The sequence below is a fragment of the Mycobacterium sp. 852002-10029_SCH5224772 genome, from assembly GCF_001667315.1.
In the GTDB taxonomy this organism is placed as follows: domain Bacteria; phylum Actinomycetota; class Actinomycetes; order Mycobacteriales; family Mycobacteriaceae; genus Mycobacterium.
Genome location: NZ_LZHT01000024.1, coordinates 18,673 through 42,463, shown reverse-complemented (window position 1 = coordinate 42,463; position 23,791 = coordinate 18,673). Strand labels below are relative to the sequence as shown.

The 23,791-nt window shown below is 66.0% G+C and carries 23 protein-coding genes and 1 pseudogene; 11 read left to right on the top strand and 13 right to left on the bottom strand.

The features are described from left to right. Positions 1 to 62 precede the first annotated feature (62 nt). Genes A5775_RS06485 through A5775_RS06475 form a run of 3 tightly spaced genes read right to left on the bottom strand, consistent with a single transcriptional unit; the run spans position 63 to position 2,784 of the window. Entirely contained in the window at positions 63 to 1,025 is a 963-nt protein-coding gene (locus tag A5775_RS06485) for an SDR family NAD(P)-dependent oxidoreductase (RefSeq protein WP_231995124.1), read from the bottom strand. An 8-nt stretch (positions 1,026 to 1,033) separates the two neighbouring features. Continuing rightward, positions 1,034 to 1,582, bottom strand: a complete 549-nt coding sequence (locus tag A5775_RS06480; RefSeq protein WP_067249396.1) for a hypothetical protein — start codon at positions 1,580 to 1,582, stop codon at positions 1,034 to 1,036. Further along, positions 1,579 to 2,784 (bottom strand): cytochrome P450, encoded by a 1,206-nt coding sequence (locus tag A5775_RS06475; RefSeq protein WP_067249393.1) that lies wholly within the window; start codon positions 2,782 to 2,784, stop codon positions 1,579 to 1,581. The genes A5775_RS06480 and A5775_RS06475 overlap by 4 nt, the downstream gene beginning before the upstream one ends. A gap of 165 nt (positions 2,785 to 2,949) precedes the next feature. Here A5775_RS06475 and A5775_RS06470 point away from each other — a divergent pair, with 165 nt between their 5' ends. Further along, positions 2,950 to 4,440 carry a coniferyl aldehyde dehydrogenase gene (locus tag A5775_RS06470; RefSeq protein ID WP_082952904.1) on the top strand — a complete coding sequence of 497 codons (1,491 nt, stop codon included), beginning with the start codon at positions 2,950 to 2,952 and terminating at the stop codon, positions 4,438 to 4,440. Between the two features lie 7 nt (positions 4,441 to 4,447). On the opposite strand, the gene A5775_RS06465 is transcribed toward A5775_RS06470, so the two are convergent. Beyond that, the gene (locus A5775_RS06465) at positions 4,448 to 5,290 is read right to left on the bottom strand and encodes an SDR family oxidoreductase (protein WP_067249389.1); all 843 of its coding nucleotides are present in this window, start codon (positions 5,288 to 5,290) and stop codon (positions 4,448 to 4,450) included. Continuing rightward, positions 5,287 to 5,772, bottom strand: coding sequence for an SRPBCC family protein (locus tag A5775_RS06460; RefSeq protein ID WP_067249386.1), 486 nt, complete (start codon positions 5,770 to 5,772; stop codon positions 5,287 to 5,289). Before A5775_RS06460 ends, A5775_RS06465 begins: the two co-directional genes overlap by 4 nt. Before the next feature lie 93 nt (positions 5,773 to 5,865). On the opposite strand from A5775_RS06460, the gene A5775_RS06455 reads away from it, so the two are divergent. Then, a complete protein-coding gene (locus A5775_RS06455) occupies positions 5,866 to 6,477 on the top strand; it encodes a TetR/AcrR family transcriptional regulator (protein ID WP_067249383.1) in 612 nt (203 codons plus the stop codon). A 9-nt stretch (positions 6,478 to 6,486) separates the two neighbouring features. On the opposite strand, the gene A5775_RS06450 is transcribed toward A5775_RS06455, so the two are convergent. Beyond that, the gene (locus tag A5775_RS06450) at positions 6,487 to 7,677 is read right to left on the bottom strand and encodes a CaiB/BaiF CoA-transferase family protein (RefSeq protein WP_067249380.1); all 1,191 of its coding nucleotides are present in this window, start codon (positions 7,675 to 7,677) and stop codon (positions 6,487 to 6,489) included. 56 nt (positions 7,678 to 7,733) lie between these two features. Here A5775_RS06450 and A5775_RS06445 point away from each other — a divergent pair, with 56 nt between their 5' ends. Further along, positions 7,734 to 8,696, top strand: a complete 963-nt coding sequence (locus A5775_RS06445; RefSeq protein ID WP_067249378.1) for a nitronate monooxygenase family protein — start codon at positions 7,734 to 7,736, stop codon at positions 8,694 to 8,696. 62 nt (positions 8,697 to 8,758) lie between these two features. On the opposite strand, the gene A5775_RS06440 is transcribed toward A5775_RS06445, so the two are convergent. From A5775_RS06440 to A5775_RS06425, 4 genes are read right to left on the bottom strand one after another with little or no spacing between them, the layout of a single operon-like run. Beyond that, entirely contained in the window at positions 8,759 to 10,411 is a 1,653-nt protein-coding gene (locus tag A5775_RS06440) for an acyl-CoA synthetase (protein ID WP_067249375.1), read from the bottom strand. Positions 10,412 to 10,419: 8 nt separating this feature from the next. Next, entirely contained in the window at positions 10,420 to 11,040 is a 621-nt protein-coding gene (locus A5775_RS06435; protein ID WP_067249371.1) for a PaaI family thioesterase, read from the bottom strand. Next, positions 11,037 to 11,666, bottom strand: a complete 630-nt coding sequence (locus A5775_RS06430) for a cysteine hydrolase (RefSeq protein WP_067249367.1) — start codon at positions 11,664 to 11,666, stop codon at positions 11,037 to 11,039. Before A5775_RS06430 ends, A5775_RS06435 begins: the two co-directional genes overlap by 4 nt. Then, positions 11,663 to 12,670, bottom strand: a complete 1,008-nt coding sequence (locus A5775_RS06425; protein ID WP_067249362.1) for a Rieske 2Fe-2S domain-containing protein — start codon at positions 12,668 to 12,670, stop codon at positions 11,663 to 11,665. The genes A5775_RS06430 and A5775_RS06425 overlap by 4 nt, the downstream gene beginning before the upstream one ends. An 85-nt stretch (positions 12,671 to 12,755) precedes the next feature. On the opposite strand from A5775_RS06425, the gene A5775_RS26205 reads away from it, so the two are divergent. The 6 genes from A5775_RS26205 to A5775_RS06400 are packed head-to-tail and all read left to right on the top strand — an operon-like array spanning position 12,756 to position 17,388. After that, complete coding sequence (locus tag A5775_RS26205; RefSeq protein ID WP_369827788.1) at positions 12,756 to 12,956, top strand: nuclear transport factor 2 family protein; 201 nt, start codon at positions 12,756 to 12,758, stop codon at positions 12,954 to 12,956. After that, positions 12,953 to 13,225: a nuclear transport factor 2 family protein gene (locus tag A5775_RS26200; RefSeq protein WP_369827787.1), complete on the top strand. Its 273-nt coding sequence runs from the start codon at positions 12,953 to 12,955 to the stop codon at positions 13,223 to 13,225. Before A5775_RS26205 ends, A5775_RS26200 begins: the two co-directional genes overlap by 4 nt. Beyond that, entirely contained in the window at positions 13,212 to 14,834 is a 1,623-nt protein-coding gene (locus A5775_RS06415; protein ID WP_067249358.1) for an NAD(P)/FAD-dependent oxidoreductase, read from the top strand. The genes A5775_RS26200 and A5775_RS06415 overlap by 14 nt, the downstream gene beginning before the upstream one ends. Before the next feature lie 18 nt (positions 14,835 to 14,852). After that, on the top strand, positions 14,853 to 15,974 hold the full coding sequence (locus tag A5775_RS06410) for a PHB depolymerase family esterase (RefSeq protein WP_067249504.1): 1,122 nt from the start codon (positions 14,853 to 14,855) through the stop codon (positions 15,972 to 15,974). Continuing rightward, positions 15,974 to 16,354 (top strand): nuclear transport factor 2 family protein, encoded by a 381-nt coding sequence (locus A5775_RS06405; protein ID WP_067249355.1) that lies wholly within the window; start codon positions 15,974 to 15,976, stop codon positions 16,352 to 16,354. The genes A5775_RS06410 and A5775_RS06405 overlap by 1 nt, the downstream gene beginning before the upstream one ends. Further along, on the top strand, positions 16,351 to 17,388 hold the full coding sequence (locus A5775_RS06400) for a TIGR03857 family LLM class F420-dependent oxidoreductase (protein ID WP_197512388.1): 1,038 nt from the start codon (positions 16,351 to 16,353) through the stop codon (positions 17,386 to 17,388). Before A5775_RS06405 ends, A5775_RS06400 begins: the two co-directional genes overlap by 4 nt. 70 nt (positions 17,389 to 17,458) lie before the next feature. Here the strand turns inward: A5775_RS06400 and A5775_RS06395 are convergent, their stop codons facing one another. Continuing rightward, entirely contained in the window at positions 17,459 to 18,955 is a 1,497-nt protein-coding gene (locus A5775_RS06395; protein WP_067249347.1) for an acyl-CoA carboxylase subunit beta, read from the bottom strand. A gap of 192 nt (positions 18,956 to 19,147) precedes the next feature. On the opposite strand from A5775_RS06395, the gene A5775_RS06385 reads away from it, so the two are divergent. Further along, positions 19,148 to 20,368, top strand: a complete 1,221-nt coding sequence (locus A5775_RS06385) for a cytochrome P450 (RefSeq protein ID WP_067249339.1) — start codon at positions 19,148 to 19,150, stop codon at positions 20,366 to 20,368. Between the two features lie 51 nt (positions 20,369 to 20,419). Then, positions 20,420 to 21,240, top strand: a pseudogene (locus A5775_RS06380) (SDR family NAD(P)-dependent oxidoreductase). A 16-nt stretch (positions 21,241 to 21,256) separates the two neighbouring features. On the opposite strand, the gene A5775_RS06375 reads toward A5775_RS06380, so the two are convergent. After that, a complete protein-coding gene (locus tag A5775_RS06375; RefSeq protein ID WP_067249334.1) occupies positions 21,257 to 22,414 on the bottom strand; it encodes a Zn-dependent alcohol dehydrogenase in 1,158 nt (385 codons plus the stop codon). Then, positions 22,411 to 23,643: a cytochrome P450 gene (locus A5775_RS06370; RefSeq protein WP_067249501.1), complete on the bottom strand. Its 1,233-nt coding sequence runs from the start codon at positions 23,641 to 23,643 to the stop codon at positions 22,411 to 22,413. The genes A5775_RS06375 and A5775_RS06370 overlap by 4 nt, the downstream gene beginning before the upstream one ends. Positions 23,644 to 23,791 lie beyond the last annotated feature (148 nt).

Below are 23,791 nucleotides of genomic sequence, written 5' to 3'. Positions count from 1 at the left end.
ATACTATCCGGGTCAGCCGGGCAGGAGGACTCCGCGGGGGCCCGCCGCAGAGGCCTTTCGCGTCAACGGTCGTCGCAAAGCGCTTCCGACAGGGACCAGAGCCGAGCGGCGCGTTGCTCATCAAGGGCATACGGTGCGACGTCGGTGCGGATACGGCAGTCGGCGAGGTATGCCGACCCGACACCGTCGAGCTCGGGCGCGACGGCGGCCCATACCTGGGTCGCCGCCCCACGGTCGGGCATCACGAAATCGCGCGTGACGTCGACGGCGGGCGCGTCCCGTTTCCGTTCTGCCGCGGCACGATCGGCAAGGTGCGCAAAATCCTTCTTGCCCATGTGCCGGGCCAGGCCGGTTGCCACGATGCCCGGGTGCACGGCGTAGGCGCCGATCCCCTCGTCGCGAAGTCGTCGTTCGAGTTCGACCATGTGCAAGATATTGGCGGTCTTGGACGCGCCGTACGCCAGGAACTTGTCGTAGGGCCGCCGCTCCCAGTTGGGATCATCGAAATCAAGGTCACTCATCCGGTGGCCATCGGACGACAGGACGACCACGCGAGCGCCGGACGCGGCGACGAGCTGCGGGATGAGGAGTCGCGTGAGTTCGAAGTGCCCGAGATGGTTAGTGCCGAACTGTATTTCGAAGCCATCTACCGTTCGATCGAACGGCGTGAACATCACCCCGGCATTGTTCATCAAGACATGGATCGACGGGGCAAGATCTTGGATCGCGGCGGCCGCCGCGCGAATGCTGCTCAGCGAGGTCAGATCCAGTTGGACGGTCGCGATCCGGGCATCCGGATTGGCGGCGTGAATCCATGTCTGGGTTTCGGCCAGCGCGTCGCGGTTGCGTGCCGCCAATACCACCTGCGCCCCCGCTGCGGCCAGCGCTCTGGCCGATTCGCGGCCCAGGCCCGAGGACGCTCCGGTAATCACGCACGTCTTGCCCGTGAGATCGGCCCCGTCAACGACATCCAGGGCAGTTGGTGGTTCCGCGTGGATGTCGTGGCTCGTCGGCAGTGTGTTCACAACCGCTCCTATCCCTGGCTCAGCAGGCCGGCGGCGACGCGGTCTATACGTCGATGTGCACGCTGACCGCCGGCAGCCCGAAAGACCTCGGCCGGCTCGATGGTTGACTTCCGGACTCCTGAGGCAGCCAACGCCTCGGCCTTGAATGCGCGAGCCGCCGCGCCCAGTCCGTAATGAACCGAGCGGATGCCCTGCTTGCGGCCCGCTGGTTCTTGGCCCCACAGCAGTGTGCGGACCCTATGGTCGTCGCAGGCCGCACGCACGAATCGGCGCACCCGTGAATCGTGGCCGTAGAGGTCGGCGGCGACGACCAGCGCGGCCGGCATTTCCGCCAGATCGTGCGCCGTCGTCAGCACCGTTTCCAGATCGCCCACGGCGGCGCCGAGGACGTGCATCGGCCGCGGATCGGCGCAATCCGGCAGCAACACCGTGACTTTCCACCCGGCCATCACGTGGTCGAAGAGCCACCCGCCGGCATGCTCCACCAGGTCGGCCGTGGTCGACGCGATGGCGTGCACGCGATAGGGGAGCAGCGCCGCGCCGCCGCCGTCAGTCATCTCAGCACCCGCACCGGGACCCGGGACCACCCGGCCACGTTTTGCATGGCCACCCGTTCGCAGCGGTCCCACAACACCTCATAGCGCGGCATGTGATCGAGCAACTTCTCCAGTGCGATCGCGCTTTCCATCCGGGCCAACGCCGCACCGAGGCAGCTGTGAATGCCGTACCCGAAGCCGAGGTTCTGCGCCTCGGCGCGGTCACGGTCGATGTCAAAGACATCGGCGTCGGTCCACGCGTCGGGATCGCGGTTCGCCGAACCGCCGATGAGGAAGACGGGCTTGCCCGCCGGGATGGTTACTCCGTGCAGGTGTACGTCCTTCATCGATCGGCGCACGTTGTACTGTGCCGGCGCCTCGTAGCGCAGCAGCTCTTCGACGGCGGCGGGGACCTTGCTGCGGTCGTCGAGCAGCTTCTGCCATTGCTCGGGGTTGCGGGCGAAGACCGTCGTCGCGTTGCCGATCAGCTTGGTCACCGTTTCGGCGCCCGCACCGCCCAACAACGTTGCAAACCCGGCGATCTCGGAACCTTTGAGCCGGGTCGTTTCACCGTCCTCACGTTCGATCTCGGCCGCGATCAGGCTGGAGATCATGTCGTCTTGCGGTTGCGCGCGCCGCTGCTGGATGAGCTCGTAGTACATCACCCAGGAGTTGGCCATCGCCTGGTTGCCGGCATCGGACATCTCGATCTGGCCCGGCTCGCGGTGCAGCAACTCGTCAATCCAGAGCCTGACGTTCTGCCGATAGTCGGCAGGCACCCCCAGCATCCGGGTGATCACTTCCACCGGGAACAACGCCGAGAAGTCTTGAACGACATCGAATTCGTCGGGATCGGCGGCCTCCAGATAGTGCTCGATCTGTTCGGTCACCATCGCCTTGAGCGCCGTGATCGCCCGTGGCGTGAACACCTTGTTGACCAGGCTGCGCATATGCCGATGCTCGGGCGGATCCAGCGAGATGATCATCTTCGCCGGCACCTTCTGCCCCGTCCGCACCATCCCCAGGTCCACCCCGTACGCCGACGAATACGTCTCGAAGTCCTTGAACGCCGCGGCGACGTCGGCATGACGGCTCAGCGCATAAAAGTCGTACCGCTCGCTGTAGTAAACCGGGGCTTCCGCGCGCATCCGCCGATACGTCTCATACGGTCCGTTGAAGAAGTCCGCCGAAAACGGATCGAATACCAGCTCGGCGACGGTCATCGCCTCGCCCTGGCCGCGCCAGTACCACCGAAGGTCGTCACCTGGAAAACCATCCGGTAATACTAACAGTAGCTATGCCAGTATCGCCGCGAAGCATCGAGTAGGGTGTTGCTGTTCGCCGTACGGCGAGCCTGACAAACTCGTCGACGTAGAGGGGTTGGCCCGATGAGCGCAACCGGCGAACGAGTCGACGCCGCCGCGCAAGACCAGCGGGCGGCGCTACAAAGCAGCCTTGAATGTCAGCGGCGCGCGTTCCTGGCCGAGGGGCCACCTAGCGCGGCCGTCCGGCGCAACCGCATCGATCGGCTGATGGCGCTGCTGTTGGACAACAGCGACGCCTTCATCGACGCCATGGCCGCCGACTACGGCACCAGGTCCAAGGCGGCATCGCTGTTCACCGAGATCATCGGGATCACCTCGGTGGTCGAACACACCAGATCCCATGTTGCGCAATGGATGCGCCCGGCCAAATTGATGTCCGCCGCGCGGCTGTGCGGCCTGCGCGCGGAAGTCCAGCCCACCCCGCTCGGCGTCGTCGGCGTGATCGGTCCGTGGAACTTCCCGGTCAACCTTGTGGTGCTGCCCGCGTCGGCCGCATTCGCGGCCGGCAACAGGGTGATGATCAAAATGTCGGAGATCACCGCGCACACCGCGGATCTGATGGCGGCGACCGCGCCCAAGTACTTCGACCCGACCGAGCTCGACGTGGTCACCGGCGGCCCCGATGTCGCGGCCGCCTTCTCGGCGCTGCCGTTCGATCATCTGTTTTTCACCGGCTCGCCGTCGGTGGGCGCGCTGGTGCAACGCGCGGCCGCCCAGAATCTCGTCCCGGTCACCCTGGAGCTCGGCGGCAAGAACCCGGTGGTCGTTGCTCCGGGCGCCGACATCGCGCGGTCGGCGACCCGTATCGCCCGGGGCCGCATGGTCAACGGCGGGCAGGTCTGCGTCTGCCCCGATTACGTCATGGTGCCCGACGACCACATCGACGCGTTCGTCGACACCGCGCGCGAAACCTTGCGCGGCATGTTCCCGACGGTCATCGCCAACCCGGACTACTGCTCCAGCGTCAACCAGGCCAATTTCGACCGGGTGGGAGGGCTGATCGACGATGCGCGCGCGCACGGTGCCCGCGTGGAAACCGTTGCTCCCGTGGGTGAATCACTGCCCGACCGCGGCAGCCGCAAGATCGCGCCCACCATTGTCCGCGACATCGACGACCGCATGCGGATCGCCCACGAGGAGACCTTCGGCCCCGTGCTGGCCGTCATGGGGTACTCGCGCCTGAGCGAGGCGATCGACTACGTCAACCAACGGCCCGCGCCACTGGTGGCCTACTGGTACGGCCCAGCCGACGATGATTTCCGCACCTTCGTGCGCAGCACCCGCAGCGGTGGCGTCGCTCGCAATGATTTTGCGGCGCAGATGATTCCGTCGGCCGCCCCGTTCGGGGGAGTAGGGCGCAGCGGGATGGGCGCCTACCACGGCAAGGCCGGTTTCGACACCTTCAGTCATTACCGCACCGTCGTGGGCAACGACCTGCCGTTCAGCATCACCGGGACCGCGGCGCCGCCGTTCGGCAGATCGCTGCGCATCTACGCCAATACCGCCCTGCGGATCGCGCGGGCCCGCACGCAGCGCCGAATCAAGCGCGCTTAGCGCCGAATCAAGCGCCGGCGCGCCCCGAGCGGGCGTTGGTCGCCCTCGCGGCATAGGCCTGCAAAGCGGCATAGCGCGCGCCTAGCAGCCGGGGCATCGCCGCCATCACGCGCCCGTCGGGCCCGATGAGGATTCTGGCCCGGTTTTTCTCGGCGCCACGCAGAATGAGGCGCGCCGCTTTCTCGGGGGAGGTGAGAGCCGCGCGCGCAAAGAGTTTCGCCGCCATGTCGGGGTCCTCGGTATCGGCGGCGCGCATGTTGGTCCCGAAGTTGGTTCGCACGACGCCGGGGTGCACGCAGTGCACCGTCACCGGATGGCGTTCGATGATCATTTCCTGGCGCAGCGCCTCGGTGAAACCTCGCACCGCGAACTTCGCCGTGCTGTAGGCACCTTGATACGGCACCGCGATCAAACCGAAGGCACTGGACAGGTTCACCAACCGCGCGGGGCGCTCCGAAGTGCCGGACTCGATCAGCTGCGGCAAGAACGCCTTGGTCCCATTGACGACGCCGCCGACGTTGATGCCGATGAGCCAATCGAAATCGGTCCACGACATGTCTGCCACGCTCGCGAACAGGTCAACTCCGGCATTGTTGAACAACATCGAGGCCGGCCCGAGCTGCCCGCGCACGTCCTCGGCGAAGCCCAGCACCGCGTCCCGGTCCGCCACGTCGACCCGGTAGGACGTGACCTGGCCGGGCCGACACGCGTCCTGGGTCTTGGCCAGGCCATTTTCGTCGATGTCGGAAGCCGCGACATGCGCCCCGTTCGCGGTGAGCGCCAGCGTCAACGCGCGGCCGATGCCGGAGCCCGCGCCCGTGACCACAGCGATACGCCCCTGATGCTTCATGAATTCTCTGCTTCCACAATCGCTTTGATTCGCTCCACCGAAAGATCAAGGTTCTTTTGCAGGTCCTGACGACGGTCCCGGACGAACAAGAAAAGGTGCTCGAACACCACGACGCTCAAAGGCAACCCAACGCACATTCGGAACTCTTCGGTGAGACGCGTCGCGCCGGCGGCGGAACCGGGCTCGATGACGTACGTCCACTGCGTCCAGTCCCCACCCATGGCCTGAACGACGAAGGCAAATCTCTGTCCCGGCACGGCGTCAACGACGTTCGCCATGGTGCGCCACCGGCCCAGCCGCCTGCGGTTCCAGGCCTGGAAGCGATTCGGCGCCAGCCACTTTGCGCGCGTCGTCTCGGGGCTCCATTCCGGGATTCGCGTGACGTTCGAGACGACGGCGTAAATCTGATCCGCAGAGGCTCGCACCTCGGTCGATGCCGTTAGTATCTCGTCCTTCTGCGGTGGTGGCACGACGTCCACCATAGCCTACCGTTGCCATCACGGTATTCCTTTTTGTACTGCTTTCCGTAGTCGCGATACTGCATCGCGTGGGCCGCCGGGTATATCGTGCCGTCGATGACACAGCGGAGCGGACGGCGAACGCAACGGGAGCGGCGAGCGGAAAGCGAGCACAAGTTGGTCACCGCGACGGCGGCACTGATTGTCGAGCGCGGCTTCGGGCAACTGTCGCTTGCCGCGATCGGCCAGCGCGCAGGTTACAGCCATGCGCTGGTCACCCATTTGTTCGGCACGAAGGCCGCGCTCATCGATCGGCTCAACGACGTGGTCGATGAGCTCTACCGCAGCCACATCGAGCCGGCCGTCGCCAAGGCGGAGGGCGTCGACAGTGTGAAAACTTTCATCGAGACGTACCTCAGATTGGTGACCAGCACCGATCCCATAGCGCGGGTGCATGTGGTGCTGTGGGCCCAGGCCATCGCCGGGGCGCCGGATCTTCGCGCGTCGCGCATCGAGTGGGACCGGCACTTCCGGGCCGGGGTCGCCCAAATCGTCGCCCGTGCGGCCGGCCGTGCTCGCGTCGACATCGATTGCCAGAACACCGCATTCGTCATCGTGGGGCTGCTGCGAGGGGTCGCCATGCAGCAGTTGTTGGACCCCGGCGCGGTGTCGGTGTCCGTGGCGACGGATCGCGCCGTGCAGGCCGTGCGCGGACTGCTGTCGCCGTAGCCGCTCGGTTCAGGCAATTGCGCCGCACGCCCGCAACTCCGTAATGCGTCCGCCCAAACCGAGTTCGGTCAGCACGTCGTCGGTGTGTTCACCCAGACCCGGAGAGTTGGCCGCGAACGTCGCCGGTGTGACCGCGAAGCGGGCGGGATGGCGGGGCAGCCGGATCCGTCCGGCGATCGGGTGTTCCCGCTCTTCGAACAGCCCGATCGCCTGGGCGTGTGGATCGTCGGGGAGTTGATCGGGACGCAGCACCATCGCGAATGGCACCCGCTCGGCGTCCAGTCGCGTGGTCGCCTGGTCCATCGTCATGTTGGCGGCCTTGGCGTAACACAGATCGACCAAATGTTCAGCCACATCACGGTTCTTGTTGCGCTCTGCCATCGTCGCGATGCGCGGATCATCCCAGCCGTCGACCTCGAACGCGCGACACATCCCGGAGAAGTCCCGTTCGGTGGTGGGCGTGACGATGCCCCAGCCGTCGGTGAAGCGAAACGGGGCGAACCCGGCAACGAAACTGGAATGCTGGCTGTGATCGGAGTCGAGCAGGACTTCGTTGCCGGCGGCGTCGGCCCAGAGGAAGGACACCACCGCGTCGGCCATCGACAGTTCGAGATGCTGGCCGCCATTGCCACGGTCGCGGGCAAAGAGCGCCGCTGTGATGGCCTGGCACGCATACAAAGCGGTCACCTTGTCGGCAGCCGTCTGCCGAAGAAATAGCGGTACCCCGTCGGCGGGATCGGCCTGATTTGCGGCCAACCCGGCGTATGCCTGAATCACGGTGTCATACGCGCTGCGGTCGCGGTAAGGCCCCTGGCTGCCGAACCCGGACAGTGACGCGTACACCACCTCGGGATTGACCGCGCGGATATCGTCGTAGCCGATGCCGAGGCGATCGACCACCCCGGGCCGGAAGTTCTGCACCACCACATCCGCGTGGGCAGCCAACTGTCGCACGATATTTGCGCCCTCCGCGTGCCGCAAATCGACCGTGATTGAGCGTTTGCCGCGGTTGCACATCAGGTAGAGCGCTGACATGCCGTTCACGCTGACCCCGAGATAGCGGGCAATGTCGCCGATCCCGGGCCGCTCGAGCTTGATGACATCAGCACCCTGATCGGCGAGCAGGGCCACCGCGTACGGGCCGGTCAGTGCGATCGATAGATCCAGGATGCGCACCCCGTGCATCGGGCCCTGGTTCATCCGGCCACCTCCAACACCCTCAAAGTTACTTTATATGTAGAAAGTATATTGTGACGATGAATACTACGTGGGCGTCTTTTTCCTCGCGATTTCGCATCCCGCTGATCGCGGCGCCAATGACGGCAGTGTCGGGATTCGACATCGTCAATGCGGCCGCGGCGGCCGGAATCGGGGGTTCTTTCCCGGTGCACAACGCCGGAGCCCCGGCCGAAGTAGACCGGTGGCTAGCCGGACTGAACGGCTTGCCGGGTCCGGCGATCCCTAACCTGGTGGTGCACAAGTCAAATGCTCGGCTGGCCGATGATCTGGCTGTCATCACCGCACGCCGAGTTCCCGCTGTGATTACCAGCGTCGGTTCGCCGCAACCCGTCGTCGGGCCCCTGCATGAGGCAGGAATTCTGGTCCTCTCGGATGTTGCGTCGATGCGCCACGTCGAAAGGGCGATCGCTGCGGGCGCCGACGGCCTCGTGCTACTCACGGCCGGTGGCGGCGGGCAAACCGGCTGGGCCAACCCGCTCGTCTTTGCGCGTGCGGTACGGCGGGTGTGGGACGGGCCGATGATCCTTGCCGGCGGGGTGCCCGACGGCGCGAGCCTGCTTGCCGCGCTCGTTGCCGGCTATGACCTCGTTTATATGGGCACCCCATTCATCGCCACCGCCGAAAGCGCCGCGCCGCCGGGCTGGAAGAACGCCGTTGTGGCGGCGAGCATCGACGACATCGAGTTGACAAGCGAATTCACCGGCCTGCCCACCAGCATGATCCGCGCAACGGAACCGGCGATAGCGCCCGCGACCGACGCAGGATTTCATATGTCGCGGTTGGGTGCGTCCGCACACCACCGCTCCGGGGAGGCCAGCGTGCGCTACAGCGCCGGTCACAGCGCCGCCTGCGTGGACGGGATAGTTACGGTTGCCGACTTGGTCTCACGTGTTGAGCGGCAGTTCCGCGCTGCACTGGAAACCTTCGCCGAACGCTCGGCGGGGATGTCGCGGGGCGGCGCGACCGTAGAGGGGCATTGATGCACCGGCTACCGAACCACGAATTCCCCTGCCTCGCAGCTCTTATCAACGCCTCGGCGCGGTTAACCGTTCACCGCTTGCTCACGCGCCCACCCGTAGTCGGCCTTGCCCGACGGGCTGCGAACGATGACCGCGCGGAAGACGATCGCCTTGGGAAGTTTGTAGCGCGCCAAAGAGTTTGAGGCGTGGGCGACCAACTCGTCGGCATCGACACTGGCGCCTTCGGCGACCGCCACGACGGCGACGACCTCCTGGCCCCACCGCTCGCTCGGCCGCCCGGCAACCACCACGTCGGCCACCGCGGGATGCGATGCGATCGCCGTTTCGACCTCCTCGACGAAGATCTTTTCGCCGCCGGAGTTGATGGTCACCGAGTCGCGGCCCAGCAATTCGATGGAGCCGTCGGTGCCGTGGCGCGCACGGTCACCCGGCACGGCGTAGCGGATGCCGTCGATGACCGGAAAAGTCTTGGCCGTCTTGGCCGCATCGCCCTTGTAGCCCAGTGGAACGTAGCCTCGTTGGGCCAGCCAGCCCATCCCGTCGTGCCCGGGTTCCAGGATGGCCGTCAGGTCCTCGGCGGCCACGAAGGTGTCCGGCCCGGCGTTGAACGTGCCGGTCGCGACCGCCCCCGAGGTGGACATGTGATGCATTTGCGCGCCCGTCTCCGACGACCCGACGCCGTCGACGACAACGGCGTTCGGCAGCACTTCGATCAAGCGCTGCTTGACGTACGGGGTCAGCAGGGCACCGCCGTTGGCGACGACCGCCAGCGACGACACGTCGGCGATCCCCTTCTCGATGGCGGCGACCAGCGGGCGCGCCATCGCGTCACCGACCACCGTGACCACCATGACCTTCTCCCGCTCGATGGTGCGCACCACGTCGTCGGCGTCCAGATGATCGACGACCGTGGGGAAGACGACGGATTGCCCCGTGGTGATGGCCGTCATCACGCTCCACTGGGCCGCACCATGGATCAGCGGGGGCAGGATCATCAGCTTGGTGCCCGGGCCCGCGGCGGCGTGCTCGACGATCTCGTCGATGGATGCCGAGGGCTCGCCGGTCATGAGGTTGCGCCCGCCGAAGGACGTCATGAAGATGTCGTGCTGGCGCCACAGCACGCCTTTCGGCATCCCCGTCGTGCCCCCGGTGTACAGGACATACAGGTCGTCGGCACAGTGCTGCACCGGCGGCGGCTCCGGGGACACGGAAGCCAGGGCGGCCTCGTAATCGACTGCGCCGTCGAGCAAGTCGTTGCCCGAGTCGTCGGCGATCTGGATCAGCACCCGTAGCTGCGGAAGGGCCGGGAGGATCTCGGCCACGCGCGGTGCGAACGCGGCGTGGTAGAGCAGCGCGGTGGCCCCCGAATCCGCCAGCAGATACTGGAGCTCGCTTTTCACGTAGCGGAAGTTGACGTTGAACGGGGCAACCCGCGCCTGGAAGGCGCCCAGCAATGCCTCGACGAATTCGTTCCCGTTGTAGGCGTAGAGACCGAGCAGGTCTTGGCCCACCTCATGGCCGGCCAGCGCGGAGCGCTCGGTGTGACACCCCAGCCCTTGCGAGTGCAGGTAGGCGGCGAGCCGGTTCGAGCGGTCGATCACCTGCGCGTAGGTGTAGCGGCGTTCCCCCTGGATGATGAGCTCGCGGTCGGGGATGGCGGCCGCGACGGCCTTCGCGACCGCCGGCACCGTGAATGTTGTTGTGGTGTCGGACATCGTGCCTCTCACGGCTGGTGGGGTAGCAGGCGAACCATCAGGCCGTTGGCTTCGCTGAGCAGCGTGCCGTCGGCGTCTGTCATAGTAGCGTCAATGAAAATTTTCCGGCCGTCGGCGTTGGTGATGCGGCCGCGGGCGGTCAGCGGCTGGTCGATCGGGGTGATGTTGCGGTAATCCACGTGCAGAAACGCCGTACGGGTGGGTGGACAGTTCGCGGTGGAGACCACCATGCCGAACAGCCAGTCGTAGAACAGCGGGATCATGCCGCCGTGCACGGCCCGGTTCCCGCCGATGTGCGACGTGGTGAAATGACCGGCCATCTGCACGCCGTCGGGACCAGACTCGGTCACCATCCAGGGCGGCATCAGGGGATGGGCCAACCCGGGCAGGGTCAGCACCCGGCCGGCCACCGCCTCGATCTCCGGGACCTGGTGGCCATCCAGTAGCGCGCAGGCATTCTCCAGGTGCACGGTCGCGGCGGCCCACAGCGCGGGGTCGGGCTTGGTGGACACGGTCAGGTCCTGCAGGCGACGCAGCGCGGCGACGAACGGGCCCAGCTCCGCGGGGGCGTCCTCGACGGGTTTGAAGTCGGGGAATCCGCCGCGAACGTCCGGCGCTGTGTCGGTCATCGCGCTGCCTCGTCCCAAGCCCGGAGCACGTCGTCGGTGTTGGTGACGGTGGCCAGCAGCGACAGCGTGTTGGCGATCATCGCTGCACCATAGTCGGCGGGTATGCCGGCGACCGCGTCGCGGGGGAGGACCACCCGGTAGGCGGCGTTGACGGCGTCCATGACGAGGTTGGGAATCGCGATGTTGAGTGAAACGCCCACCACGACGATGGTCGACACCCCCAGGTTGCGCAGCACCGCGTCCAGATCGGTGCCGCCCATCGGGCCGACACCGTGCCAGCGGCGCAGCACCAAATCCGAAGGCTCCGGCCCCAATTCGGGCAGCAATTCCGCGCCCGGCGTGCCGGGTGTGATGTCCACCCGGTTGCCGCCGCTCATCGCGAAGATCTTCGCGTTGTGGTTGGAGCCGAGGCCGTCGGGCCGCCGCTGCACCAGGCAGTGCACGACGCGCACCCCCGCCGCGCGGGCCGCGGGCAGCAGGCGCGCGATGTTGGGCAGCGCCTCGCGGCGGGCTTCCTCGGCGAGCACGGCCAGTCCGGCGTCGGGACCCATCACCGCGCCCTGGCACTCCTGGGTGACGATCGCGGTGTGCTCGGGTGCGGCCAGTCCCGCCAGCCGGTCCGTCATGCGGGGGCGCCCACCGGCGCGACGTCATAGAATTGCGTCGCCCACTTCCGCAGCGCCATATATCCTTTCGCGTCGGTCTTCGAGAGCGCGGGGTGCTCCACATACTTCTGGTAGCGCCAGATTTGCAGGTCGTCGAACACGGTGGACAGGAACTGGTTTTCGATGAGGTCGCGCAGCTTGCCTTCGGGCACGGGGGAGTCATCGCCGGGGATTCGCGGCCACCAGATCGAGTAGAACAGGTCCGAGCATTCGTCGTCGACCGGTGTGCAGGTGAAGATCAGCCGATGGTTCTGCGCGCCTTCGAAGACGCTGATCGCCCCGCCGAGCCCGAACAGGTGGCTGTGGAACCGCAACGCGAGGTCGTCGGGATTGTCGCTGCGCGCGTCCGGCCACCCCGCGATGAACTGCCACTCCTGGTCGACGATCTTCCAGTCCAGCACCCGGGGCGTCACGGTGGCGTGGTGCACGTACTCGAAATGGGCGCTGTCGGGGGCATTTTCGGCGACGATCTGCGGATGCACCGGTTCGCGCTCCGCCCGTCGGGAAAACTCCGGATACGCCCGGTAGTACTGCGCCGGATCGGTTTCGAATTGCGGGAATTTGCGGAAGATATCCGGCATCTCCCACTGCGGCTCCTTGCCGTCGGGGTGGTGCCAGATGAACACGCAGTCGTATTGCTCCCGGACGGGATACACCTGCAGCCGTAGCCCGCGGTTGGGCCGGTCCGGCTGGTAGGGGATGTATTTGTTGCAGCCGTCCGGGCCCCAGCGCCAGCCGTGGAACGGGCACTCGACGCAGTCGCCGACCACCTTGCCGCCGTGGCCGATGTGGGCGCCGAGGTGCTTGCAGTGCGCTTCCAAAACGTGCAGCTCGCCCTGCTCGTCGCGGTAAGCCACCAGGTCCTCACCGAAATAGTGCAACGGCCGGACCTCGCCGACGGGAAACTCCGGGGACCAGCCGACCATGAACCAGCCGGTGACCTTCCAGGTAAATGGGACTTTCACAGCCAGCGCCTCCCGTGATCATTGATACTAAATCCATTACAGTATAGATTTCAGCAGTCCGGCCCGCGCGCGGCAAGGGAGTGAGATGACGACAGCGGCTGACGAGCTGGAAGCCATCCGGCAACTCAAGGCGCGCTACTGCCGTTTCCTGGACACCAAGGACCTCGAGTCCTGGCGCGACGTGTTCACCACCGACCTGGTTGTCACCCTGGATATGGCGGTGTCCACCGCCGGCGCAGACCCCCAGACCGCGCCATCCGACAGAGGGGCGGAGGGGGGCCAGTGAACTTCGCACCGATGGTGATGGGGGGCCTTGAGGGGGTTGCCACCAAGCATCACTGTCACACCCCAGAGATCACGCTCACGTCGGCCACCACCGCGACCGGCATCTGGGCGATGGAGGACCTGCTGACCTTCGGTGATGGCCGCGAGTTGTACGGGGCCGGGCACTACCACGAGACCTATGAGAAGCGAGACGGTCGCTGGCAGATCAAGTCCTTGCGCCTCACCCGAACCATCTTGACGATGACCGGCGGCGACGATGGCCGACGCTGATACCTCGTTCGACGTCCTCGTCATCGGCGCCGGATTCTCCGGGCTGTACATGCTGCACCGGCTGCGGCAACTGGGGCTACGCACCCGCGTGCTGGAAATGGCCGAAAACGTGGGCGGCACCTGGCTTTTCAATCGATACCCGGGAGCCCGCTGCGACATCGAGAGCATCGAATACTCCTACAGCTTCTCCGGGGAGATCCAGCAGGAGTGGGTGTGGACCGAGTCGATGCCGGCCCAGCCCGAGATCGAGGCCTACCTGAACTTCGTGGCCGACCGGCTCGACCTTCGCCGTGACATCCAATTCGGCACCAAGGTCGTCGCGATGACGTTCGACGACGAAGCCGCGATGTGGTCGGTGCGCACCGAGGCCGGCGAAACGTTGCGGGTTCCGTTCGTGGTCGCCGCCTCCGGCATCCTGTCGGTACCGTTGGAGCCCGACATCCCGGGCATGGACACGTTCGCCGGGGCGTCGCTGTTCACCAGTCGCTGGCCCGAGGGTGGCGTCGACCTGGCCGGCAAGCGGGTGGGTGTCATCGGCACCGGCTCGACCGGCGTCCAGCTCATCCCCGTGGTTGCCCGAGAAGCCCTGCATCTCACGGTGTTTCAGCGTTCACCCGCCTACACCCTGCCCTGGCGGGTGCATCGGTTCGAGCCTGGCGAGCTCGACGACATGAAGGCCCGCTACGGCGAAATCCGTGCGGCCCAACGCGCCCATCCGATCGGCGCGGCGCGACTGAGCGCCTTCTCCGTCCTGCTCGAGATGCTCGGCCGTCCGCCGTTGAAGTCGGCGACGCGCGAAGAACAATTGCGCGCCATCGAGGAGAACGGCGTGATGGGCGCCTTGAACTGGGGCGACATCTTCTTCGACATCGACGCCAACCGGATGGCCGCCGAACTGTACGGCGAGGCGGTGGCCCGCATCGTCAAGGACCCGGTCACCGCCGCGTCCCTGGTGCCCGTGCATCCCTTCGCCTGCAAGCGCCCGATCATCGACCAGGGTTACTACGAGACCTTCAACCGGGACAACGTCACCCTGGTCGACCTGCGGAAGTCGCCCATCCATGAGATCACGCCGGCCGGTATCCGCACCGGGGACCGGGTGCACGAACTCGATGTCCTCGTCTACGCCACCGGGTTTGACGCCATGACCGGCGCGCTCAGCCGGATCGACGTCCGCGGCCGCGGCGGCGCCTCGCTCGGCGAATTCTGGGCCACCGAAGGCCCGCTGTCGTATCTGGGCTTGGCGGTCGCCGGGTTCCCGAACCTCTTCACGGTTCAGGGCCCGGGCAGCCCCAGCGCGGCGACGAACTTCGTCGCCGCCCTCGAACAGCACGTGGAGTGGATCGGTGATTGCCTCGCGTATCTGCGCGCCAACGACATTCGCACCATCGAGGCGCTGAGCAGTGCGCAGCAGGAGTGGATCGACCACACCACGGCGCTGGTTGCGCCGACGGTTCTGGTCCACCCGTCGTGCAACTCCTGGTACAACGGTGGCAACGTGCCCGGCAAGAAACGGATGTATATGGGCTATACCGGCGGAATCCCCGAGTACCGGCGCCGCTGCGACGAAATCGCGGCCAGCGGATACACCGGTTTCAAACTGGCTTAGCTGTTGAAGGTGAACGACATGGCGAAGGCATTGAGCGGGCTGAGCCTGGCCAAAGACGTGGCCCGGGAAATCGGGATGCTGGTGCCGCGCACGATGGCCGGTCTGCAGGAGTCGACCGGCTGGACACCGCTGTCGCCGCGCGGTGCGCGCCAGTTCGGTGAGGTCATGCTCGATGAGCTTGTGCTGAGCGGCTTTTCGCTGCTGGGCGGCAACCCCGCGGCGATGCGCCCGCTGGATGCGTGCACCGCGGCCGCCGAGGAGCTCTCGGCGCTCGGCATCGACCGCGCGCATGCCGAGCCGAACCCGTTGCGGGCAACCTCGATACGCCGGCGCCGGATCGCCGGCCTGGCATACGAACGGATGACTTTCGAACACGACCCGGCCTTGCCGCCGACCCTGGAGGCCGACCGGTTGGGCGGCCCGGCGCGGGCGGTGGTGCACCTGTGCCGGCACCGCGACGGCCCGAGGCCGTGGCTGGTGTGGGTGCACGGCGCCGGCCAGGGCGGCACCGAAGACCTGCTGATGTCCGGCATCGGCCGAATACATCGCAAGCTGGGGTTCAACATCGCGATGCCGGTGCAGCCCGGCCACGGGTGCCGGCGCCGGCAATGGCCGGCGTATCCCGACATGGATCCGCTCGGCAACGTCGCGGGAATGATGCGCGTCGTCTCCGAGGTGCGCGCCGTGGCGCGCTGGGCGCGGTCGCAAGCCACCGCCGTTGTGGTGGCCGGGATTTCGATGGGCACCCCGGTGGCCGCGCTGGTTTCGCACCTGGAGAAGCAGATCGATGCGGTGGCCTTGTACACGCCCATCCTGGGGCTCAACGCGATGATTGCGCGACACCTTCAGCGTTGGGGGCCCTCGCGCGACGGATTCCGCGCGTTGCTGGAATCTCCCGTGGTCACCCAGCTGACCTCGGTGATCGATCCCCTGGCGGTCACTCCGTCACCGCCGCCGCAGCGCCGGCTCATCGTCGGGGCATGGCACGACCGGATGGCGATGCGCGAGCCCACGAATGCCTTGCAGGAACGCTGGGCCGGCCAGTTGTACTGGTACGACGGCAGCCACGTCGGGCACATTTTCTCCCGGCGCGTACAGCGCATCACCGACCGGTTCCTGCGTGAGGCGGTGCCCGGCTGATGGCGTCGACGTGGACGGCGCGTTCGGTGGTCGAACTTTACAACCTCGTCGTGTGGAACGAACGCAACATCGAGCTGGCCGAGGAGTTGTTGGGCGACACCGTCATCCGGCACGAGGTCGGTGCGGCGCGCACATTGACGCACGCCGAAGCGGTCCAACGGGTAGTGGACATGTGGCAGGCGGCCGAATCGTTGCACTTCGACCTCAACGTCGTCGTCGAGGGCGACGACGGCGAACACGTGGCGATCGTCTACGACTCGACGATCAGGACCAAAGACGGCACCGAAACCAACATCGCCAGCATCGAGGTGTTCCGCGTGGTCGATGGCAAGATTACCGAGGTTTGGAACTGCGGCTACCAGCAAGGGGTTTGGAATTGAGTGACCGTGCGCTTGATGAATTGGGCTTCTATCTGCTGGCCGGGGCCGGCGGCGAGGGTCCGGCGACATTGATGGACGAGGCCCGCCGCGGCGAGGAACTCGGCTTCGGCACCGCATTCATCTCCGAGCGGTGGAACGTCAAGGAGGCGTCGTCTCTGGTCGGGGCGGCGTGCGCGGTGACCAACCGGATGCAGATCGCCACCGCCGCAACCAATCACAACACCCGCCACCCGCTGATCACGGGATCGTGGGCGACCACGATGCATCGCCTTTCCGGCGGCCGATTCACCCTGGGCGTCGGCCGGGGCATCGCCGCGATCTACGGGGCCTTCGGCATACCGGCGGTGACGACCGCGCAGATGGAGGATTGGGCCCAGGTCATGCGCCGGTTGTGGCACGGCGAGCTGATCTTCAACCACGACGGGCCGATGGGCAAGTACCCGATCCTGTTTCTCGATCCGGACTTCAACGAAGACATCCGGTTAGCCCTGGTGGCGTTCGGCCCCAACACGCTCGCGCTCGGAGGCCGCGTGTTCGACGACGTCATCCTGCACACCTACTTCACCCCGGAGACCCTGCAGCGCAGCGTCAAAACCGTGAAGTCGGCCGCGGAGAAGGCGGGCCGCGATCCCGACAGTGTGCGGGTGTGGTCGTGCTTTGCGACCGTCGGCGACCATCTGCCGGAAGAGTTGCGGCTGAAGAAGACCGTCGCGCGGCTGGCCACCTATCTGCAGGGCTACGGCGACCTGCTGGTCCAAACCAATGACTGGGATCCCGCTGTGCTGCAACGGTTCCGCGAAGACCCGGTGGTCACATCGATCGCGGGCGGGATCGACCACAAGGGCACGGCCGAGCAGATCGAGCACATCGCGACGCTGATTCCCGACGAATGGCTGGAGCCCTCGGCGACCGGGTCGGCGAATGAGTGCGTGGAGCGCATCCGCAAGGAATTCGACTACGGGGCCGACGCGGTCATCATGCACGGCGCCACACCCGACGAGCTCGAGCCGATCGTCACGGCCTACCGTTCCTGACCGCGAAAGTGCAACTGGCGACGCGTTTCCCGAGAGGCGCAGTCGGTAGATGCACTCGCGCGGGGCGAACTTAGGGAAGGATGACGGTTCGGGTCACCGGCTCGGCGGCGGCCTGCCTGCTGGACAGGCCGCGCTTGAGCGAAGCGAGCAGGGCATCGCGCGTCTCCCGGGGATCGATGAGTTCGTCGAACCCCATGTGCTCGGCCGACCGATAGGACGCCTCCAGCTCGGCGTTACGCAGCTTGGCCGAGAGGTCTTCACCGGCGTGTGAGGCGCGGCTCAGCGCCGCGGCGCTCATGGCGCCCATCGTCGCACCGGGATAGGCGAAGGTCGCGACCTGATGGTCGAAACCCAACAGCGACATGACCATCGACCCGAACCCGTACGCCTTACGCAGCGTGAGGTGCAGCTTCAACGTGGTGGCGGCGGTCTGCGCGGCGAACATCCGCGCCCCGGCCCGCAGCACGCCGGTGCGCTCGGATCGGCTTCCGGGCAGCATGCCGGGATTGTCGGCGAGGAACACGATCGGCAGGTGGAAGGAGTCGGCCACCATGATGAAGTGGGCCGCCTTGTCCGCGGCGTCGGCGTCGATGGAGCCCGCGAGCACCTGGGGCTGGTTGGCCACCACCGCGACCGGGTGGCCGCCGAGGTGGGCGAGCGCGCAGATGATCGCCCTGCCGAACTGGGGCTGAACCTCTAGCCAGTCGGGGCTGTCGAAGACCACATCGAGCACGGCGCGCATGTCGTATACGCGGCGGTTGTCCCGGGAGACGATGTCGAGCAGCTCCGGTGTCGGTCGCGGGTCGCAGGCCTCACCCGCGGGTAGCGGCGACGGGTACGACCATGCGCTCGGCGGGAAATATGACAGGTAGCGACGGACGTCCTCGAGCACCGCTTCGTCGTCCTCGGCGACATTGTGGATCACGCCGCTGGGCAAAGCGACGCCCGGTCCGCCGAGGTCCTCCTTCGAAATGTCTTCTCCGGTGGACTCTTTGACGACGGGCGGACCGGCGGTGAAGATCGCGCCCTGCCTGCTCATGATCCGGAAGTCGCAGACCGGCGCCACCAGGGCGCCGTGCCCGGCCGAGGGGCCGAGGACGGCGGCGACGGTCGGGACGCGGCCGGAGCATTGCGCCTGGGCGAGCAGGTCGGTCGGGGTGCGCCCGTAATGGCCGCCGGTGGGGCGAAAGCCGGCACCTTCGAGCAGCATGACCAGCGGGATCTTGTCGCGCAGCGCCAGTTCGGCGATGCGATAGCGCTTGGAATTGCCGCCCGGCCCGATGCTGCCGGCCAGGGTGGTGAAGTCCTCGGCGCCCAGCATCACCGGCGAGCCGTTGATCTCACCGGAGCCGACGATCAGGCCATCAGCGGCGATCTCGCCACCGACCAGGGTGCCGAGTTCGCGGAACGTGCCCGGGTCGAGAAGGTACTCGATCCGCGCGCGAGCGTCGAGCTTCCCCTTGTTGTGGTGCTTGTCGAGCCGCTCCGGCCCGCCCATTTCGAACGCGCGCTGACGGCGTCGCTCGAGATCGCCGAGCGTTTCTCCCCAGTCCTGGGCTTTTGGCATGCCTATGTCCTACCTCATGGAGGATTCGTCGCGCGAGCAGTCCTATGGTGGCACCCGCCACGATTGCAGGGTCACATACTGGATTGCTTACTGTAAAGTTACCCGCATGCCTGACGCCCCGCGCCTCAAGGTCCGTTTTCCGCTGGCGTGGGCGCCCCGAATCGAGGAGTTTCACCAGTGAGCACAACCACGATGGACGAGGCCGCCAACTTGCTGGCGGACCCGTTGGCGTACACCGACGAGCAGGGCCTGCATGCGGCACTGACTCACCTGCGCGCCAACGCTCCGGTGTCATGGGTGGAGGTCCCGAACTACCGGCCGTTCTGGGCGATCACCAAACACGCCGACATCATGGACATCGAGCGTGAGAACATGCTCTTCACCAACTGGCCGCGACCGGTGTTGACGACCGCGGAAGGCGACGAGATGCAGGCCGCCGCCGGCGTTCGCACCCTGATTCACCTGGACGACCCGCAGCACCGGGTGGTGCGCGCGATCGGCTCCGACTGGTTTCGCCCAAAGGCGATGCGGGCTTTGAAGGTTCGCGTCGATGAACTGGCCAAGATCTACGTCGACAAGATGATGGCGGCCGGTCCCGAATGCGACTTCGTTCAGGAAGTCGCCGTCAATTACCCGCTCTACGTGATCATGTCACTGCTGGGCCTGCCCGAGGCCGACTTTCCCCGCATGCTCAAGCTGACCCAGGAACTGTTCGGCAGCGATGATTCCGAGTTCAAGCGCGGTAGCTCCAGTGAGGATCAACTGCCGGCGCTGTTCGACATGTTCCAATACTTCAACGGTGTGACGGCGTCGCGCCGCGAGCATCCGACCGAGGATCTCGCCTCGGCGATCGCCAACGCCCGCGTCGACGGCGAGCCGCTGTCGGACATCGACACCGTGTCCTACTACCTCATCGTCGCCACCGCGGGCCACGACACCACCAGCGCCACCATCTCCGGTGGCCTGCAGGCGCTCATCGAGAACCCGGATCAGTTGCAACGCCTGCGCGACAACCTCGACCTGATGCCCCTGGCCACCGATGAGATGATCCGCTGGGTCACCCCGGTCAAGGAATTCATGCGGACCGCCGCCGAGGACACCGTCGTGCGCGGAGTGCCCATCGCCGCAGGCGAATCCGTGCTGCTGTCGTACGTATCGGCAAACCGCGACGAGGACGTCTTCCACGAGCCGTTCCGCTTCGACGTCGGTCGCGACCCCAACAAGCATCTGGCTTTCGGTTATGGCGTGCACTTCTGTATGGGTGCGGCCCTGGCCCGCATGGAGGTCGGCAGCTTCTTCTCAGAGCTGCTGCCACGCCTGAAATCCATTGAGCTGACCGGTGACCCCGAGCTGGTCGCCACCACCTTCGTCGGCGGCCTCAAACATTTGCCCGTTCGTTACTCACTGGCCTGATCGCGTTCGACACCGGCGCGACGGTGCGGTGGTGATCGATACACTTCTGCCGTGACGTCAAAGACGATCGTCATCACGGGCGCCAGCGACGGCATCGGTGCGGCGGCGGCGCGCCGGATCAGCCGCGGCGGCGACAATGTGGTGCTGGTGGGGCGGTCGGAAAGCAAGACCGCGGCCGTGGCCGCGGAGTTGGGCGCCCACTATTTCGTGGCCGACTTCGCTGAGCTGTCCCAGGTCCGGGCCCTGGCGGACAAAATCCGGTCACAGTCCCACGTATCGACGTGTTGGGCAACAACGCCGGGGGAGTGTTCTCCAAGCTGCAGCGGACGGCCGACGGCCATGAGATCACGTTTCAGGTCAACTACCTGGCATCGTTCTTGCTCACCACGCTGTTGCTGGACGTGCTCATCGGCTCGCATGCCACGATTGTCAATACCTCCAGCTCGTCGCAGCGGCTGCTGCGCAACGTCACGTTGGCCGATTTCGACACCACGGACCGCCGCCGGCCCAGCACCGCCTATGCGCTGGCGAAATTGGCAAACATCTTGTTCACCAGGGAATTACACCGGCGCTATCGCAACGACGGCCTTTCGGTTGCGGTGGTCCACCCCGGCTTCGTGAACACCAACATCGGTCACTCGTCGGGCTCGCGCTTTCTGACGACCATGCAGCGCACGCCGGTCAGCCGGATCATCGCCACCGCGGACAGGGGCGCCGACCAGTTGGTCTGGCTGGCTACCAGCTCGCCCGGCATCGACTGGACCGTCGGGGAGTACTACGTGAAAGGCAAAGTCGCGAAAGCCAATCGCGCGGCCGATGACCCCGTTCTGGCGCGCGAACTGTGGGTGCGCACGATGGCCAAGGTCGGATAGGGCCTTCGGCGGCCGGTCAGGCGATCCCGAAATCGATGATGCCCCGGACGATTGTGCCGTTGAGCAGATCGTCGTAGGCGTCGTTGACCTCGTCGAGGCGATAGCGCTTGGTGATCATCTCGTCGAGCTGCAACTGGCCGGTCTCATACAGCCTCGCCAACCTGGCGATGTCCGCCTTCGGGTTACAAGAGCCGAAGATGGTGCCCGCCAACGTCTTATTGGTCAAGATAAAGTCCTGCAGGTCGATGTTGACCGACCGGGTCAACTGCGACGTCATGCCGGTGAGCACACAGGTGCCGCCCTTGCGGGTGAGCCGCACCGCATCGCGGACGTCGTCGGCGGTGATCAACGATGGCGAGACCACCACGGCGTCGGCCATCACCCCGTACGTCAGGCCCCGCACCAGGTCCAGCGCCTCGGCGATCGTCGCCACGCTGTGCGTCGCACCGAATTGCAAAGCCGATTTCTGTTTGAAGTCAACAGGATCGACGGCGACGATTTGTGCGGCGCCGTTGATCCGGGCACCCTGGATCGCGCCCGTGCCGATCCCGCCGACACCGATCACCACGACGGTATCGCCGGCCCGCATGTTGGAGCGGTTGGCGACGGAACCGTATCCGGTCGGGATGGCGCAGGACAGCAGCGCGCTCGACGCCAGCGGCAGGTGCTGCTCGATCTTCACGAGCGAATTCGTCGATACCACAGTGTGTTCGGCAAAGGCGCCGATCTTGGAAATATGGCCCAGCTTCCGGCCGTCGGCGGTGTGGTGGCGGAACGTGCCGTCGGTCGGCATTCCCGGAACCATGGTGCCAATACCTTGGTCGCAGAGGTACTCGATTCCACTGGCACACCAACGGCATTGGCCGCACACGGCGACGAAGGACATCACCACGTGGTCACCCGGCGTCAAATCGGTGACGCCGGGCCCGACCTCACGCACGATGCCGGCGCCTTCGTGGCCGCCAATGGTCGGGAACATGGTGGGCAGCCCGAGGGATCGCATCACCTCGTTGGGGGCCGACATGTCACCTTTGAGGATGTGGTCGTCGGAGTGGCACAGGCCGGCGGCCGCCATCTGCACCAGGACTTCACCGGCCTTGGGCGGATCCAGTTCGAATTCTTCGACAGACCACGGCCCGCCCACGTCGTGCAGGATCGCTGCGCGGCTTTTCATACGGCGGGCGCGAAGGTGACCGGAAGCTTGTTCGGCGACCGGAAGGTGAGCCCGACGATCTTGGATTCCTCGCCGGTTCCGTCGTCGGGCATCCACGCCAAACTCTCGACGCGGTCGAACAGGCTGTTCAGCATGACCCGTGTTTCCAGTCGTGCCAGGTGCATGCCAAGGCACATGTGAATGCCGCCCGCAAAGGCGATGTGGGCTTGGCGCGGGCGACGGATGTCGAACGTGTTGGGGTCGGTCCAGCGGCTCTCGTCGCGATTGGCCGAACCCATACACATGTCGATCTGCGCGTCGGCCGGGATTGTCTTACCGCCGATTTCGACCTCTTCGGTCGTGGTCCGCATCACCATGGTCAAGGGCGTTTCGAACCGCAGGCCCTCCTCGATCGCCATCGGCAGCAATGACCGGTCCTGACGGACCATCGCCAACTGCTCGGGATGGGTCAGCAGCAGGTACAGCAGATTGCCCGACGAACGATAGGTGGTCTCCAGTCCGGCGGGAAGCAGCAACCGCAAGAAGGCGATGATGGCCTCGTCGGTGAGCTTCTCGCCGTCGATCTCTGCGGCGACCAGGTCGCCGATGATGTCGTCGGTGAGCTTGCGCCTGCGCTGCTCGACCTGCTTGAGGAAGTAGTCGTAGAGCTCGTTGGCGGCGTTCAACCCCGCCTCGATATCGGTCGGGATCGAGATGAGGTCGAGCGACAGTCGGCGGAACAGGTCGAGATCTTCGGCGGGGAGGCCGAGCAGCGTGGAGATGATCCGCGTCGGGAACTCGAAGGTCACCGCCTTCACCAGATCCGCCTGGCCGTCGTTTTTGATTTCTTCGACGAGCTGATCGCACACCGGCCCGATGACCGACGGCTCCCAGCGTGCCAGCGCGGTGGCGCGAAAGGCCTTCGCCACCAGGTTGCGATGGTCGTGGTGTTCCCGGCCGCCCATCGCCAAAATGGTGTGCCCCATTACCAATCCGATGGTCTTGTCGTAGGCGGCCGACGTGAAGACCCGGTCGTCGCGGAAAGCCTGGGACACGCCGTCGTAATCGAACAGGACCCACTCGTCGTCGGGCCGCAATTCCTCGGGCAGCTGGCCGGAATCGGCCAGGGAACCGTGCCAGACCGGGTCCGTGCGCCGCATGTGCTCAAAAAACGGATAGGGACTGGTTTCGCCGGTGAAGTCGAGCGGGGGGACCACGGGCTGACTGTTCGGGTCAGTGCTGAGCGTCATCAGCGCTTCCTCCTGGAAACAACCGAGTAAGGCCGTTCGCGCGGACCGATTGCCGACCGCCCGCGAGTCCACGGCGGGTTAGTATCGAGCGGAATTTAGCTATCATAGTATAAATAGCAACGAAGCCCAACGCCGGCTTGTGCGCGAT

What these genes read in the sequence shown, in the direction of transcription:
- A5775_RS06455 (WP_067249383.1), top strand. Translation starts at nt 5,866, where the DNA reads ATGACACAGCGGAGCGGACGGCGAACGCAACGGGAGCGGCGAGCGGAA.
- A5775_RS06405 (WP_067249355.1), top strand. Translation starts at nt 15,974, where the DNA reads ATGGCGTCGACGTGGACGGCGCGTTCGGTGGTCGAACTTTACAACCTC.
- A5775_RS06470 (WP_082952904.1), top strand. Translation starts at nt 2,950, where the DNA reads ATGAGCGCAACCGGCGAACGAGTCGACGCCGCCGCGCAAGACCAGCGG.
- A5775_RS26205 (WP_369827788.1), top strand. Translation starts at nt 12,756, where the DNA reads ATGACGACAGCGGCTGACGAGCTGGAAGCCATCCGGCAACTCAAGGCG.
- A5775_RS06375 (WP_067249334.1), bottom strand. Translation starts at nt 22,414, where the DNA reads ATGAAAAGCCGCGCAGCGATCCTGCACGACGTGGGCGGGCCGTGGTCT.
- A5775_RS06480 (WP_067249396.1), bottom strand. Translation starts at nt 1,582, where the DNA reads ATGACTGACGGCGGCGGCGCGGCGCTGCTCCCCTATCGCGTGCACGCC.
- A5775_RS06370 (WP_067249501.1), bottom strand. Translation starts at nt 23,643, where the DNA reads ATGACGCTCAGCACTGACCCGAACAGTCAGCCCGTGGTCCCCCCGCTC.
- A5775_RS06385 (WP_067249339.1), top strand. Translation starts at nt 19,148, where the DNA reads ATGGACGAGGCCGCCAACTTGCTGGCGGACCCGTTGGCGTACACCGAC.
- A5775_RS06450 (WP_067249380.1), bottom strand. Translation starts at nt 7,677, where the DNA reads ATGAACCAGGGCCCGATGCACGGGGTGCGCATCCTGGATCTATCGATC.
- A5775_RS06445 (WP_067249378.1), top strand. Translation starts at nt 7,734, where the DNA reads ATGAATACTACGTGGGCGTCTTTTTCCTCGCGATTTCGCATCCCGCTG.
- A5775_RS06460 (WP_067249386.1), bottom strand. Translation starts at nt 5,772, where the DNA reads ATGGTGGACGTCGTGCCACCACCGCAGAAGGACGAGATACTAACGGCA.
- A5775_RS06435 (WP_067249371.1), bottom strand. Translation starts at nt 11,040, where the DNA reads ATGACCGACACAGCGCCGGACGTTCGCGGCGGATTCCCCGACTTCAAA.
- A5775_RS06410 (WP_067249504.1), top strand. Translation starts at nt 14,853, where the DNA reads ATGGCGAAGGCATTGAGCGGGCTGAGCCTGGCCAAAGACGTGGCCCGG.
- A5775_RS06475 (WP_067249393.1), bottom strand. Translation starts at nt 2,784, where the DNA reads ATGACCGTCGCCGAGCTGGTATTCGATCCGTTTTCGGCGGACTTCTTC.
- A5775_RS06415 (WP_067249358.1), top strand. Translation starts at nt 13,212, where the DNA reads ATGGCCGACGCTGATACCTCGTTCGACGTCCTCGTCATCGGCGCCGGA.
- A5775_RS06395 (WP_067249347.1), bottom strand. Translation starts at nt 18,955, where the DNA reads ATGCCAAAAGCCCAGGACTGGGGAGAAACGCTCGGCGATCTCGAGCGA.
- A5775_RS06465 (WP_067249389.1), bottom strand. Translation starts at nt 5,290, where the DNA reads ATGAAGCATCAGGGGCGTATCGCTGTGGTCACGGGCGCGGGCTCCGGC.
- A5775_RS06440 (WP_067249375.1), bottom strand. Translation starts at nt 10,411, where the DNA reads ATGTCCGACACCACAACAACATTCACGGTGCCGGCGGTCGCGAAGGCC.
- A5775_RS06430 (WP_067249367.1), bottom strand. Translation starts at nt 11,666, where the DNA reads ATGACGGACCGGCTGGCGGGACTGGCCGCACCCGAGCACACCGCGATC.